The sequence below is a fragment of the Sorangium sp. So ce204 genome (assembly GCF_051526795.1).
GTDB lineage: Bacteria > Myxococcota_A > Polyangia > Polyangiales > Polyangiaceae > Sorangium > Sorangium cellulosum_B.
Genome location: NZ_CP150317.1, coordinates 5,455,657 through 5,469,852, shown reverse-complemented (window position 1 = coordinate 5,469,852; position 14,196 = coordinate 5,455,657). Strand labels below are relative to the sequence as shown.

At 75.1% G+C, this 14,196-nt stretch carries 9 protein-coding genes; 7 read left to right on the top strand and 2 right to left on the bottom strand.

Annotation, left to right across the window (positions count from 1 at the left end; genetic code table 11):
- The first annotated feature begins 182 nt into the window (after positions 1-182).
- The 3 genes from WMF22_RS20240 to WMF22_RS20230 all read left to right on the top strand — a co-directional run bounded on the left by WMF22_RS20240 (position 183) and on the right by WMF22_RS20230 (position 2,701).
- On the top strand, positions 183-809 hold the full coding sequence (locus WMF22_RS20240; protein WP_437300687.1) for a CDP-alcohol phosphatidyltransferase family protein: 627 nt from the start codon (positions 183-185) through the stop codon (positions 807-809).
- A 104-nt stretch (positions 810-913) separates the two neighbouring features.
- Positions 914-1,504 (top strand): Uma2 family endonuclease, encoded by a 591-nt coding sequence (locus tag WMF22_RS20235; protein WP_437300686.1) that lies wholly within the window; start codon positions 914-916, stop codon positions 1,502-1,504.
- A gap of 87 nt (positions 1,505-1,591) precedes the next feature.
- Positions 1,592-2,701, top strand: a complete 1,110-nt coding sequence (locus WMF22_RS20230; RefSeq protein ID WP_437300685.1) for an outer membrane protein assembly factor BamB family protein — start codon at positions 1,592-1,594, stop codon at positions 2,699-2,701.
- Between the two features lie 31 nt (positions 2,702-2,732).
- On the opposite strand, the gene WMF22_RS20225 is transcribed toward WMF22_RS20230, so the two are convergent.
- A complete protein-coding gene (locus WMF22_RS20225; RefSeq protein WP_438036752.1) occupies positions 2,733-3,479 on the bottom strand; it encodes a hypothetical protein in 747 nt (248 codons plus the stop codon).
- A 353-nt stretch (positions 3,480-3,832) separates the two neighbouring features.
- On the opposite strand from WMF22_RS20225, the gene WMF22_RS20220 reads away from it, so the two are divergent.
- From WMF22_RS20220 to WMF22_RS20205, 4 genes are all read left to right on the top strand, one after another.
- Positions 3,833-5,326, top strand: a complete 1,494-nt coding sequence (locus tag WMF22_RS20220) for a hypothetical protein (protein ID WP_438036751.1) — start codon at positions 3,833-3,835, stop codon at positions 5,324-5,326.
- A gap of 216 nt (positions 5,327-5,542) precedes the next feature.
- Entirely contained in the window at positions 5,543-9,448 is a 3,906-nt protein-coding gene (locus WMF22_RS20215; protein ID WP_438036750.1) for a serine/threonine-protein kinase, read from the top strand.
- 32 nt (positions 9,449-9,480) lie between these two features.
- Positions 9,481-9,834, top strand: coding sequence for a hypothetical protein (locus WMF22_RS20210; protein WP_438036749.1), 354 nt, complete (start codon positions 9,481-9,483; stop codon positions 9,832-9,834).
- A gap of 127 nt (positions 9,835-9,961) precedes the next feature.
- Entirely contained in the window at positions 9,962-11,716 is a 1,755-nt protein-coding gene (locus tag WMF22_RS20205) for a hypothetical protein (protein ID WP_437300680.1), read from the top strand.
- Positions 11,717-12,342: 626 nt separating this feature from the next.
- Here WMF22_RS20205 and WMF22_RS20200 read toward each other — a convergent pair.
- Positions 12,343-13,968 carry a hypothetical protein gene (locus WMF22_RS20200; protein ID WP_438036748.1) on the bottom strand — a complete coding sequence of 542 codons (1,626 nt, stop codon included), beginning with the start codon at positions 13,966-13,968 and terminating at the stop codon, positions 12,343-12,345.
- Between the last annotated feature and the right edge of the window lie 228 nt (positions 13,969-14,196).

The window sequence follows — 14,196 nt, the reverse complement described above, 5'->3', positions numbered from 1 at the left end:
TTTTGTGCGCGGATCGCCGCGGAGTGGACAAGCACGTGCCACCTGGCTAGACGGCGCCGGCGCCGGGCGCGCCGCGGCCCGAGGCGCCCTGCGACGCGAGGACGCCCCGGCGACGGCGGCGCGCTCCGCGCAGAATGGTTGGCAATCGAACCGGACGTGCGACACTGCGCAGCCCGAGCGCCATGCCTGCCGAGAGACCGCCCCATTTCTCGATGCTCCGGTCGTTCGCGCTCGCCGACTTCGTCACGCTGGCGAACGCGGCGAGCGGCACGCTGAGCATCCTGCTTTGCCTGAACTACGTGGCCGAGCGCGAGCGCATCTATATCTGGGTGGCCTTCGGGCTCCTGCCGTTCGCGCTGGCGTGCGACGTCCTCGACGGCACGATCGCGCGCTGGCGTCGCAAGCACTCGCCGCTCGGGGCCGATCTCGACTCCCTCGCCGACGTGGTCTCGTTCGGCGTCGCGCCCGCGGTGCTCGGCTACGCGCTCGGCCTGCGCGGGCCGTGGGACGCCGCCGCCCTCGTCTACTTCGTCGCCTGCGGGATCAGCCGCCTCGCGCGGTACAACGTGACGGCGGCCGAGCTGTCGGACGATCGAGGAAAGGTGCGCTACTACGAGGGGACGCCGATCCCCACGAGCCTGCTCATCGTGCTGCTCTTCGGGGTGCTGTTTGCCAAGGAGCGCGTGCACGAGCAGCTCTGGCTCGGGTCCATCGCGCTCGGCCCCTGGGCGTTCCACCCGCTCAGCCTGGTCTATGTCGTGAGCGGCAGCGCCATGGTCAGCGGCACGTTGAGGATACCGAAGCCGTAGCGGGTGAGGGCCGGTGGGCGGCGCGGCGCGCCGACGCGCCAGCGTTCGGGTTCGGCGCGCCACACACCCTTGCCTCTCCCTGGGTGTCCAGGCAGGCTCCGGTCATGGGTCAGCCGGCCGAGAAGCAGCCCCGCGCCACGTACGCCGACCTCGAAGCCGTCCCGTCGACCAAGGTGGCGGAGCTCGTCCGCGGCACCCTGCACGTGTTCCCCCGCCCGGCGCCGCGGCATGCGCGCGCCGCGTCCCGGCTCGGGGGGAAGCTGTCCGGCCCCTTCGACCTGGGCGAAGGCGGGCCCGGCGGCTGGACCATCCTGGTCGAGCCTGAGCTGCACCTCCCCGACCCGCGCACGCCGGGTGAGTTCGACGTGCTCGTGCCCGACCTCGCCGGCTGGCGGATCGAGCGCATGCCCGAGCTGCCCGAGACGGCCTTCTTTCCGCTCGCTCCCGACTGGATCTGCGAGATCCTGAGCCCGTCGACCGAGGACGTCGATCGCAGGGAGAAGATGCCCCTCTATGCGCGCGAAGGCGTGCTCCACGCGTGGCTCGTCGATCCACTCCGGCGCACCCTCGAGGTCTTCTCGCTCGCCGCGGGCAGGAGCTGGGAGCCCGGCCCCGTCCACAGCGGCGCGGCGCGGGTCCGGGTCGTGCCCTTCGAGGCCATCGAGATCGATCTCTCGGTGCTCTGGGCGAAGTAGCGACGTAGCGGAGGCGAGTCCCCGGTCCGGCCGGGCCGCGCGCGGTGGCCCTCGATCACGGGCGCCCGGCGGCGATAGACTGTCCGGATGCGGCCCTGCAGGAGCTGTGGTGCCTCGCTGGAGGCAAGTCGTGATGGGATCGCATGCCCGCGCTGCGGCGCGGATGCGCCCGGCGTCGCCGGCGCGGCCGCGCCGCGGGGCGCGCCAGCGCCGGGGCCATCCCGGGCGACGAAGGTGCTCCTCGCCGCGGCGATGGCCGCGGTCGGGATCGGCTTCGCGGTGATGTTCTTCGCGCGCGTCGACCCGCCGCAGGAGCCCGCGCCGCGCGCGCGCCCGCTCTCCACGCAGCGCGACGCCCTCTGCTTCGTGGACGCGAACGGCGACGACACGCCCGACCCGGTGCTGTGGCAGGACGGCAAGACCCGCGGGCGCGTGGTGGCCGTCGACGGGCGCAGCGGGCAGGGGATCTGGGCCTCGCTGGAGATCGAGGAGCCGGACGCGCTCGCCTGCGCGGACCCGAACACGGTGCTCGCGGGCGGGGGCGACGCCGCGCTGCGCGCGCTGGACGCCCGCACCGGCAAGGCGCGCTGGGTGGCGGACCTCCCCGGGGTCCCCGACGAGATCGCGGGGGGCGACGGCTGCGCGACCGTGGTGATGAAGGACGGCACGGCGACCGGGATCAAGCTCGAAGGGGGCGGGGCGGCCGACTGCCCGACGGCGCCGCAGCCGTCGGCGATCACGGGGCACTTCTGGGAGCGCAAGAAGAACCCCCAGGTGGTCCAGGCCGGCGACGTGGAGGTCGTGCTCACCGCGCCGGCCGGGGGCCCGCCGCGGCTCACCGCCGAGGGGCGGCGCGGCGGCGAGTCGCTCTGGAAGAAGGAGCTCGCCGCGCGCGCGCCGCTCTCCGGCGGGCGGCCCGACCTGTTCCTCGTCGCGAGCGGCGGCGCCGCCGTCGTCGTCGGCGTCGACGTGGTGAACGGCACCGAGCCGCGGATCATCGCCCTCGATCCGGTGTCCGGGGCCGCGCGGTACGAGCGCGCCGCGGCCTACCTCGGCGACCGGCTCACGGCGGCGAAGGCGTCCGGCCCCTACGTCTACGTCATCAGCGGCGCCGCGGTGAGCGGCGCTGCGCTGCGCGCGATCGATCCGGCGACCGGAGAGACCGCGTGGCGCGCGACCACGCTGCCGTCGCCGTGAGCCGGTCGCCGGCGTGGCCCGCGGCGCGCCCTCAGCAGAGGCAGCCCACGAACGTGCCCGAGAACAGCGGTCGCTCCATCACGGCGGCGCCGCACGTCGGGCACGTATCGCCGAGCTTGAGCTCCCGGGGCTGCGGCGCCGGCTTCGTTGGCTGCGCGGAAGCGGAAGCGGAAGAGGACGTCCCCGCGACCGCGAGCGGCTGGAACTCCACGATCGACACGCGCGAGAACCCCTGCCTCGGCGTGGCGCTGCGCTGCGGCGACGCCAGGAGATCCAGCTTGCTGCGGACCGGCAGGATGGGCCGCGACATGTTGATGTACGCGAGCTCGATCGTGTAGAGCGCCGGATCGAGCATGCGCGGGTCCTCCGGCTGGACGATCCCGTGCTGGAAGGCCTCGATCAGCATGTCGACGTCCGTCCTCGCGTTGCGGTTGCGCGCGGCGTCGACCAGGAAGAGGCCATTGCCGTAGTAGGCGGCGTTGAGCCAGAAGCCGGTGCCCGCGGTGTGGTAGCCGCCGGTCGCCCACTTGTACCCGCGCAGCGAGCGCACGTGTGTCGTCAGCGCGTTCGCGAGCGCGTACGACGTCATGCCGAGGGGCAAGAGGCTCACGAGCGCCGCCGGGTGGAAGTTCAGGCAATCGCTGCAACAGACAGGCACCGTCGGCACGAGCGCCTGCGCGGGATCGATGCAGACCTGGACTTCCGATTCGCTGCGATAGCAGCCGGTAAAACACGAATGCCGCTCGACGGCGGCCAGGAGCGCGGCGGGAAGTGCCATGCGGGGAACTATACCGTCCACGAGGGCGCATGGCTGCCACGAGGCGCAGCGCCGCCGCCGTCGTCCGAGGCGTGCGCGCGCGCCGCGGCGAGCCCAGGTGTTCGCGACGTTCGCGCGCACGTGCCCGCGTGGTCGCGTCTCGCCTGCTCGCATGATTGTGGGCAGACGAGCGCAATTGCGTCCTTCGTGCGCCTGTCACAGGATCGCTGCGTGCCGATCGCCGTACACCCTGAGCGCTTGCTCCGCTGTCGGTGCGTCCTCGATGGAGAACGCGCAGAGCGGCGCGGGCTCCGGTCCAGCGCGGGCGTCAGCGCCTCGTGTCCATCGGAGTGCCGCGCGGACGCACAGGCGGCGTGACGGGGCGGGAGCGCTCGCTGCTCGTCGCGCTCGCCGGCGCGCTCTCGGCGCTGATCCCGGCGCTCGCGCTCTCGGGGTTCACGGTCGACGACGCCCTGATCACGGCGCGTTATGCGCACCACCTCGCCCTGGGGCTGGGCTACCGCTTCAACGCGGCCGGGCCGGTGACCGACGGCGTGACGCCGCTCGGGTGGGCGTTCGTGCTGGCGCCGTTCGCGGCCGGCGGGCCGCTCGCCGCGCTCGCGGCCGCGAAGGCGCTCGGCGCCCTCGCGTGGACGCTCGCCGCCGGCGTCCTGGCGCTCGCGATCGATCGGGCGTCCGCCCGTCCCATCCGGTTCGCCGCGCTCGCGCTCGTGCCGGCGTCGGCGCCGCTCGCCGCCTGGAGCGTGGCGGGCATGGAGACGGGCGTCGTCGCGGCGCTCGGGGCGCTCGCCGTCGCGTTACCGACGCTCGGCGGCGCGCTCGGCGGCGCGGCCTGCGCCGGGGCCGCGGCGGCGCTCCGGCCGGAGCTCCTGCCGTTCGCGCTCGTCGTCGCGCTCGCGGCCCAGGCGGCTCCGCGCCGCGACGCCGGAGGGGGCGCCCCGCCGCGCCCCGCGTGGGCGCGAGCGCTCGCCGCGCTCGCGCTCGCGGGCCTGCCCTTCGTCGCCGTGGCCGTGGCGCGCCTCGCGATCTTCGGGCGGGCCGCGCCGCTCGCCGCGCTGGCGAAGGCGCCGGACGCGGCGCTCGGGGCCCGGTACGCGCTCGCGTGTTTCCTCCTGACCGGGCCTCTGGCGCTGATCGCGCCGGGCGCGTGGCGCGCGCTCCCCGCGTGGCCGCGCGGGCTGCTCGCCGCGGTCGCGGTGCACTTCCTCGCGGTCGCGGCGGCGGGCGGCGACTGGATGCCGCTGTCGCGGCTCGTCGTCCCGGCGCTGCCCGCCGTGGTGCTCGCGGCGGCCCACGTCGCCTCGGTGGCCGGCGCGCGCGCCACGGCGCTCCGGCTCGCGCTCGCGCTCGCGGGGGAGCTCTTCGTGATGGTCCGGGTCGGGCCGACCGCCGCGCGGGTGGGCAGCGACAGGCTGCGCGTCGTCGAGGAGCTCCGCGGCGCGCTCGCCGGGGCGGAGGTCGTCGCGGCGCTCGACGTCGGCTGGCTCGGGGCGGCGACGGGCGCGACCCTCGTCGATCTCGCGGGCGTCACGGATCCGGCGATCGCGGCGCTGCCCGGCGGGCACACGACGAAGCGGATCCCCGGGGCGCTGCTCGACGCGCGCCGGGTGGACGCGCTGGTGCTGCTGCTCGCCGGGGGCGAGGCGCTCGCGTCGCCGTGGCCCGCGTCGCGGTTCGCGCGCGGGGTGGAGCAGCGCGTCGCGCGCCTGCCGGGCGCCGGCGACGCGTTCGCTCCCGTGGCGGTGAGCGGCGTCCCGCACCTCCGCTACGTCGTGCTGCGGCGGCCCGCGGGCGGCGCGGACGCAGGCCAGGCGCCCCCTGACGCGGGCGCGCAGCGCGACAGGTAGGTGAGCCGGCGAGGTGCGCCAGCGTGTGCGCCGCGCCGACGCGCGCGCCTGCGCCGCCATATGCGTCCAGGCGAGGTGGCTCGGCGAGGTGATCGGCCGCGGTGAGCCGGCGCGCACGCCGCGCGGCGTCGAGCGAAGTGACAGTGGACGGACGGCGCGTGCCGCTGGCACGCTGTGCAATAGCGGCAGAGCGCCCGCCAGGAGCGCGTCAGCTCGATGCAGGCAGGAGAGGTCGTCGACGACCGGTTCGAGATCGAGGAGCACGTCGCCTCGGGCGCGACGGCGCGCGTGTACCGCGCGCGCGACCTCCGGTCCGGCGAGCTCGTCGCCCTCAAGCTCCTCCAGATAGCCGCGACCGCGTCGCTGAGCGCCCTCGCGCGCGAGCACCTCGCCCTCGCGACGCTCGCGATCCCCGGCGTCGCCCGTTACGTCGCGCACGGAGCGACGGGCGGGGGCCGGCTCTACCTCGCGATGGAGTGGCTCGATGGCGAGACCCTCTCGGAGCGGCTCGATCGCGGCCCGCTCACGCTCGCCGAGGGCCTCACGCTCGCCGCGCGCATCGCCGAGACGCTCGCCGCCGTCCACCAGCTCGGGTTCGTGCACTGCGACGTGAAGCCGGGCAACCTCATCCTCGAGGGCGGCGACCTCCAGCGCGTCCGGCTCATCGACTTCGGCGTCGCGCGCTTCTCCGGGGATGATGAGGAGGAGTTCCCGGCGCTCGGCGACATCCGCGGCACGCCCCAGTACATGGCCCCGGAGCAGGCCCGCGGCGAGCCGCAGATCGACGCGCGCGCCGACGTGTTCGCGCTCGGCAGCGTGCTCTTCGAGTGCCTCACCGGGCGCGCCGCGTTCGGCGGCAGCGACCCGCTCTCGGTCCTCATGAAGGTCCTCCTCGAGGAGCCGCCGCGGCTCGGGGAGCTCCGCGACGACGTCCCGGCCTGGCTCGATCGGCTCGTCGCGCGGATGCTGTCGAAGGCGCGGGAGTCCCGGCCGCGCGACGCGGGCGTCGTCGCGGCGGCGCTCGCCTCGGAGGCGCTGGACTCGCGCCTCGACGCGGGCCCGCCGTCGCTGCAGCCCCCGTCGTCCCACCCGCCGGCGCAGCGCGGCCGCGAGATCACGACCAGCGAGCGGAAGGTCATGTGCCTCCTGCTCGCCCGGGAGGGCCAGGCCGACGCGGAGGCGACGCTCTCCGACGTCGAGGACGAGGCGAGGGCGCGGGCGATCCGCGAGATCGTCGAGCGCCACCGCGGCCGGATCGAGCTCCTGGAGGCGCGGTGGCTGCTCGTGACGCTCTCGGGATCGGCCGCGCCCACCGACCTCGCGGCGCAGGCGGCCCGCTGCGCCCTCTCGCTCAGGGAGCTGCTCGGCGGCGCCCGCCTCTCGCTCGTCACCGGCCGGGCCGAGGTCGCCGCGCGGCTGCCGGTCGGCGCGGTGATCGATCGCCTCGTGCAGCTCGTGCAGGGCAGCCGCGAGCCGCTCCATCCGGCGGCGATCCGCATCGACGACACCACCGCGGGCCTGCTCGGCGCGCGGTTCGACGCCACCCGGGACGCGTCGGGGTGCTGGCTCCACGGCGCGCGCGAGGAGCCCCAGACGCAGCCCTCGCTCCTCGGCCGGCCGGCGCCCTACGTCGGGCGCGAGCGCGAGCTCGGGCTGATCGAGGCCGAGATCGACGCCTGCGTCCGCGGGGCGGCCCCGGGCGCGGTGCTGGTGACGGGCGCGGTGGGCTCGGGCAAATCGCGCCTCTGCTACGAGCTCGTCCGCGCGCTCGGGTCGCGCGGCGAGCCCCTCGCCGTGTGGCTCGGCCAGGCGGACCCGATGAGCGCGGGCTCCGCCTTCGGCCTGCTCCAGCGCGCGCTCCGCCGCGGGCTCGGCCTGCGCGACGGCGAGCCGATCGACTCGAAGCGGCGCAAGATCCGCGCGCGCGTCGAGCGCCGCTGCGGCGCCGCGGCGGCCGCGCGCGTCGCGCCGTTCCTCGGCGAGCTCGCGGGCGCGCCGTTCCCGGACGACGACGACGTGCAGCTCAGGGCGGCGCGGCGGCACCCGCTCCTGATGAGCGACCAGCTGCGCCTCGCGTGGGAGGATTTCCTCGACGCCGAGTGCGCCGCGCAGCCGGTGCTCCTCGTGCTCGACGACCTGCACTGGGGCGACCTGCCGACCGTGACGCTCGTCGAGGCCGCGCTGCGCAACCTGAAGGGCAGGCGGTTCGCGGTGCTCGCGCTGGCGCGGCCCGGCGTGCACGAGCTCTTCCCGGGGCTCTGGGGGCCTCACCTCGTCCGGGAGGTCCGCCTCGCTCCGCTCGCGCCGTCGGGCGGCGAGCGGCTCGTGCGGGAGGCGCTCGGCGCCCGGGCGAGCGCGGAGCTCGTGAGGACGCTCGTCGAGCGCGCCGACGGCAACGTGTTTTATCTGGAGGAGCAGATCCGCGCCGCCGCCCGCGGCCGGACCGCGGCGCCGCCGGAGACGGTGCTCGCGATGGTGCAGGCCGGGCTCGACGCGCTCGACCCGGAGGCGCGCCGCGTGCTGCGCGCCGCGAGCGTCTTCGGCGAGGCGTTCACCGAGGCGGGGGTCGCCGCGCTCGTGGGCCGGTCGGAGGTCGCGCGCGAGCTCGACGAGCTCGCGCGGCACGAGGCGATCGTGCGGATCGGGCCGCGGGGCGCGGCCGGCGACGCCGCGCTCCGGTTCCGCCACGCGCTCATCCGCGAGGCCGCCTACGGCATGCTGACCGAGGGCGACCGGCGGCTCGGCCACGCGCTCGCGGGCGGCTTCCTCGCGCAGCGCGGCGAGGCCGATCCCATGGCGCTCGCCGAGCACTTCGAGCGCGGCGGCGAGCCCGCGCGCGCGGCCACGGCGTACCTCGCGGCGGCGCGGCAGGCGCTGCGGGGCAACGACCTCGGCGCGGTGCTGGCGCGCGCGGCGCGCGGCGTCGCGTGTGATCCGGCGCCCGCCACCGTGGGCGAGCTCCGCCTTCTCGAGAGCCAGGCGCACTTCTGGCGCGGCGATCTCGCGCTCGCCGAGGAGCGCGCCGCGGCCGCCGCGGAGCACCTCGCGGAGGGCTCCGCCGCCTGGTTCGCCGCGCTGACCCGGATCATCATCGCCGCGGGCGCCACGGGCGGCCTCGAGCGGGTCGAGCGCTGGGCCGCCGTCGCGCGCGACACGCCTGCGCCCCTCGAGGACGGGAGCTCCGCCAAGAGCGCCTGCCTGAGCTCCGCCGCGCTCATGCTGATCTTCGGCGGCCGCTACGCGCTGGCCGACGCGCTGCTCGAGGGCGCGGAGCGCGCGATCGAGGGCGCCCCGGCGCCGGATCTCGAGGCCGTGGCGAACCTCCACGAGGCGCGCGCGATCCGCGCCCACGCGGGCGGGGACCCGGGCGCGAGCCTCGCGGGCATCGCGGCGGCGCTCGCGGCGTTCGAGCAGGCCGGCGACGTGCGGCGGGCGTGCATGGCGCGCATGAACCTCGGCTACTCGTACGGCCAGGTGGGTCAGCTCGAGGAGGCCGAGGCGGCGCTGCGCCAGGCGCTCGCCGAGTCGGAGCGCATGGAGCTGCGCGGCACCACGGCGTACGTCCTCCAGAACCTCGGCCTGGTGCTCTCGTACCGAGGCCGGCTCGACGAGGCGAGGTCGGTCGAGGAGACCGCGTGCGCGATGCTGGAGCGCCACGGCGACGTGCGCATGGAGGGCTGCGCGCGCGTCTACCTCGCGAGCATCCTGCTCCTCGCGGGCGATCCCGAGGCGGCGGCGCGCGAGGCGCGGGCCGCGGACGCGATCCTCGAGCGGGCCCCGCCGATGCGCGCCTACGCCGTCGCGGTGCTCGGGCGCGCGCTGCTCCACCTCGGCAGCCCTGGCGACGCGCTCGCCGCCGCCGAGCGCGCGCGCGCGCTGCTCGACGAGGTGGGCGTGGAGGAGGGCGAGTCGGTGGTGCGCCTGGTCTACGCCGAGGCGCTGTCGGTCTGCGGGCGCGGCGCCGAGGCCGCGCGGGCGATCGCCGAGGCGCGCGATCGCCTGCTCGCGCGCGCCGAGAAGATCAGCGACGGCGCGTTCCGGGCGCACTTCCTGGAGCGGGCCGTGGACAACGCGCGCACGCTCGAGCTCGCGCGGGCGTGGCTGGGCGAGGCGGCGGAGTAGCCGACTCCGGTCGACCGCCCAGCGAGGGGTCGATGGCGCCCGAGCACCCGGTGTGGGTGAGGTTCGCGCGCGCCATGGCCCCGTTGATGCGGCTCACGGCGCAGCTGATGGCGAATGTCGTCGAGGTGTCGGGCGGCAGGCCGATGCGCGTGCTCGACGTGGCGGCGGGCCACGGCGTCTTCGGGATCAAGATCGTCCCGAACGAGGACCGCGTCTCGCCCCCGAGCGCGGCCGCGTTCGCCATGACGATGCTCGTCCAGACGCCGCGGGGCGACGCGTACACGGAAGCGGAGCTCGGCGCGATGTTCGGCCGCGCGGGGTTCTCGCGGACGGAGTTTCATCCGCTGCCGCCCTCGACGCAGCACCTGGCCATTTCCTACCGCTAGCGAGCGGGCGGCGCGGCCTCCTGACGGCGAGCGAGCGGGCGACGCGACCTCCTGACCGCGAGCGAGCGATCGGTGCGACGCCTCGTCGGAGGGCGGTCGGCCAGGTCGTTTACACTGGGAGGCGGCGATGAGGAGCCGCCCTTTCATCACGCTGCGCCTCCCCAGGGTCGTTCATCCGGGCGAGGCGTTCGACGTCGGGCTCTCGCTCGAGAGCGCCGCGAAGACGCCCATCAACTTCGTGCGCGTGGCCCTGCGGCACACGCACGAGCGGCTGGTTCCGGGCGAGGGGACGTTCGAGGTTCGCGATCTGCTCCTCCTCAGCGAGGAGGTGGCCGGCGAGGGGCGGCTCGGCGAGGGGATTCACCGCTACCGGGTCGCGTTCGCGCTGCCGGGTGATCTCCCGCCGACGTTCGCCGGCGCCTTCCAGGCGTGCCGGTGCGAGGTCCGCGCGCACGTCTCCATTCCGTGGTGGCTCGACGCGCGGGAGAGCCAGGAGGTGCTCGTCCGGCCCAGATCCGCGCAGCGGCCGGACGACGGGCCGTTCATCGACGCGAGCCACCGGGGGCGCGGCGCCTTCGTCGAGGTGTCGCTGCCGGGCCGGACCCTCACCCCGGGCGCGATCGTGACCGGGGCCGTCGCCTTCGGGGGTCTCCCGGGGCGCTACCCCTTCGGGCTCCGCGTCGCGCTGGTCGGCAACGGGGTGGAGCAGGTGAACGCGCGCGGCGGTTCGTACGAGAGCTGCCCGAACGTGTTCTTCCAGGATGTCACAGGCGTCGCCGAGGGAACCGAGGTGCCTTTCCGCATCTCTCTGCCGGGCGATCTCGCGCCGTCCTTCCGCCTCCGCGAGGTTGCCCTGGAGTACGCGCTGGAGGTGACGATCGAGCACCTGGCGGGCGGCGAGCTGGTGCGGCACCGCGTGCCGGTGATCGTCGGCCTGTTCGAGCCGCGGGCCGGGCGCGACGGAAAGCGGCCCCGGATCGGCGCGGATCGCTGGCGCGCGGTCTGGGCGCGCGCGGGGCGGCGGGTGGGGCTCTCGCTGGAGCGGGGGCTGCGGCTCCGCGGCGTGCGCGCGGGTTGCGCTGTCGAGGTGGCCTCTGCCGTGAAGGGGTTGAGGGCCGGCCTGGGCGCGACGGTGCGGTTCGCGGAGCCCTGGGGGTTGCGCCTCGACGTGCAGTGGCGGCGCGTGCTGGAGCTCGATGGGCTGGAGACGGGGGACGAGGGATTCGATCGGCGCTTCCGGGCGGCGGGACGGGACGAGGCGCAGGTGCTGGCCGTGCTCGGGCCTGCGCTCCGGCGCGCGCTGCGTGCTTTCCATCGGGCCGACGTGGACGACAGGGAGGCGTGGGTGTGGAGCGCCGCGGAGGCGTCGGACGAGCAGGCGCTCGACGCGTTCCTGGCGCAGGTCGACGCGCTCGCGCGGGCGCTCGCGCAGGCCGGCGCGGCGCTGCCGCCGCCGGCGGCGATGGCGGCGTGGCTGCCCGCGTGGCGCCGCTTCGCGGAGGAGAGCGACGGGGTGCTCCGGGCGGGTTCGATGCGGCTCTCGGGGACGCTCGAGGGGGCGCGGTTCGAGCTGGAGACGCTGTTCAAGGGGGCCGTTCCTGCGAGGACGCGGGTCTCGCTGCGGCTGGATCCGCCGATCGAGGGCGCGGCCAGGCCGAGGAACGCGGCGGAGCAGGGGATCGCAGCGGCGATGCTGGAGCAGGCGGCGCGCCTCGGGGGCGTTGCGGATGCGGAGGAGGGGGTGGCGGTGGCGCCGGGCGCGATCGCGGTGGTGATCGGGGCGCCGCTCGCGGATCCGGCGGCGGCGCGGGAGGTGCTGCGTCCCATGCTGGCGCTCGCGCGGCAGATGCGGGGGGAGGGGCGCGGCGGGCCGTACCGGTGAGAGGGGAGCGAGGGCGGGGACGAGACATGGCCGGGGGCTGGTCGGCAGGGCAGGCGGGTATGTCGGACATGGCCCGGGGTCTGGTCGGCGGGGCAGGCGGGTAGGTCGGACATGGCCCGGGGTCTGGTCGGCAGGGCAGGTCGGCATGTCGGAGTTGGCCTGGGGCCTGGTCGGCGAGGCAGGCCGGTATGTCGGAGTTGCCCCGGCGGCTGGTCGGCAGGGCAGGCGGGTAGGTCGCGAGTTGGTCCGGGAGCTATCCGGAGCGCGCTCGGAGCTCCGAGACCGCGCGGCGGATGCCCTTCACCACGTCGGTCCAGGCTTCGTCGCGATTCTCCCAGAGGGTGACCGGCTTGCCGTCATTCGGCAGCGCCTGGAGCCTGGCGAAGGGCGCGCTGTGCCAGCAGCGATGATGTGCTGACCGTCGGAGCTCACTGCGCATGCGTTGATGCCATCGGCGTGGCCTTCGAGGGTGGAGAGGTGCCGCCCGGTCAAGTGCTCGTGGCGGCTGCGCTCGATGCCGAAGTCGATGAGCTCTCTCGCCACCGCGGCAGTCTACCAGCGCGCATGCGCCGTGCGGCGCGGACCAGGGGTTCGAGCGGCGTGTCCGCGCTCCTGGCCCCCGGTCCTCAGTCCCAGCGGTCGAGCCTGTAGGTGACCCGCCCGTTCTTCGTCGTGACGCGGAAGAGGTAATCCCACTTGCCGGCGCTCTTCTGGAGCTTGATCCCGCAGGCTGACGCCTCCTTGGCTCCCGCGATGGTCGCGTTCTTCGCGTACGCCTCCATGGTGGCGCGGATGCCGTGGTACTCGCTTCGCAGGTCTTCCGGGAAGAAGCCGCCGCTGCGCTCGTGGTTCACGTCTCGCGCGCCGTCGAGGAGGAAGAAGACCGACTGGCCCTGGTGCGGGTACTTGTCCGGGCCGTCCCACATCGTCGGCTGGAGCGCGATCGCCGTGACGTCCTGGAGCTGCCCCGCCTTCAGGTTCCACGCGCTCGCCGGCGAGCCGTTGACGTAGAGGTACCAGCTCACCTGGTTCCGCTTCTCGTCGCGATCCCACTGGAGGATGGGCGGCGAATCAGGGTTCGCGGCCGTCACCAGCGCCGCGTACGACGCGTTCTGCTCGGGCACGAAGAACTCGATGCGCTCCGCGTCCGCGAGCACGGTCCGCTGGAACTTCTCCCACGTCATGACGACCGGCGGCTGCTCCACGGACGCTGCGGCCGTGGCGATCTTGGCCTTCAGGTGGCCGAAGACACCGCCCTTGGGCGCACCCGCCTTCGGCTTCCACAGCGCCTGGATGTCTTCCAGCCTGGCGAACCGGCGTTCCAGTGCGCCGGCCGAGCCGAGCTTCTGCACGGTGGCCTCGGCCTGCGCGATGTTGCCGGCGCTCGGCGCCGCCTGGGGGCGCTGGTAGAGGAGCGGGTGCATCTTGGCGTCGAACTTCGCCTTGATGTCGGCGAAGCCGAGCCCGGCCTGGATATCCTCCAGGAGGGTGCCGATCATGCCGCTGCGCACGTGGCAGAACCCGGCCGGCGCGGTCGCCGCGGCGAGCCATGTGATGTTGTCGCGGGCGACGGGGTTCTTCGTCGCCGCGCGCGCCTCATGCAGATCGACAAGCCACTTCGCCACGCCGATGCACTTCTCCGATCGGTAGAGGTTCCCGGTGGTCAGGAGGGTGTACGCCTGCCTCACGAACTCGATCGGGAACTCGTCGAGCCCTCGGCAGAGGGTGCCGTGGTCCTGGAGCTTCTCGGCGATGACCTGCGAGGTCGTCTGCACGGCGGACGGCTTGAAGACGAGCTCCCGCCCCGGCGCGACGGCCATGTGCTTCCAGGAGAAGGGCGGCGTCTGGCTCTTGTTGCTCGGCATCCCCCACGTGTGCTCGTCGGAGAGGAAGACGCCGGTCACCTTCGCGCGCGCGACGAGGAGCGCCATGGCCTCGACGGAGGCCCGGAAGAACGGCGGCGCTGCATCGGGGGCCCATGCGATCGACGTCGCGGTCCCGTCGGGCGCGACCTTCACCAGCCCGCCGAAGCGATCGACGAAGCGGCGGCACGCGCTGCATGTGTAGTGCTGGCGCCGCTCAGCAGGGAGCCCGTCGAGGAACGCGTCGAAGAGGCCGGCGGCGTCCGTGGTGAAGAGGCGCGCGCCGCCGGCGGTGACCTCGCCGAAGCGGGCGCGGATGGCTTCGAGGAAGGCCGGGTACCGTTCGTCGTCGATCGGCTCAGCCTGAGACGTCGTGATCGCGTCGGACATCGCGTGCTCCTTGATGGGCGTCGGTGCGGCCATCGTAGCTCGGTCCGCTTCGTTTCGAGCGCCGTTCACGGCGGCGCTGCATCCAGCGCCCGCGTCGTCGCTGTCAGCTCCGCCTCGGCCGGGGCGAGCCGCGCCTCTCGAGCGCGGCGGCGAGCCCGCGCGCGCGGCCACGGCGTACGCGTGGTCGTATCCATCCCGTGGTGGCCCGACGCGACACGGCCTGCGGCC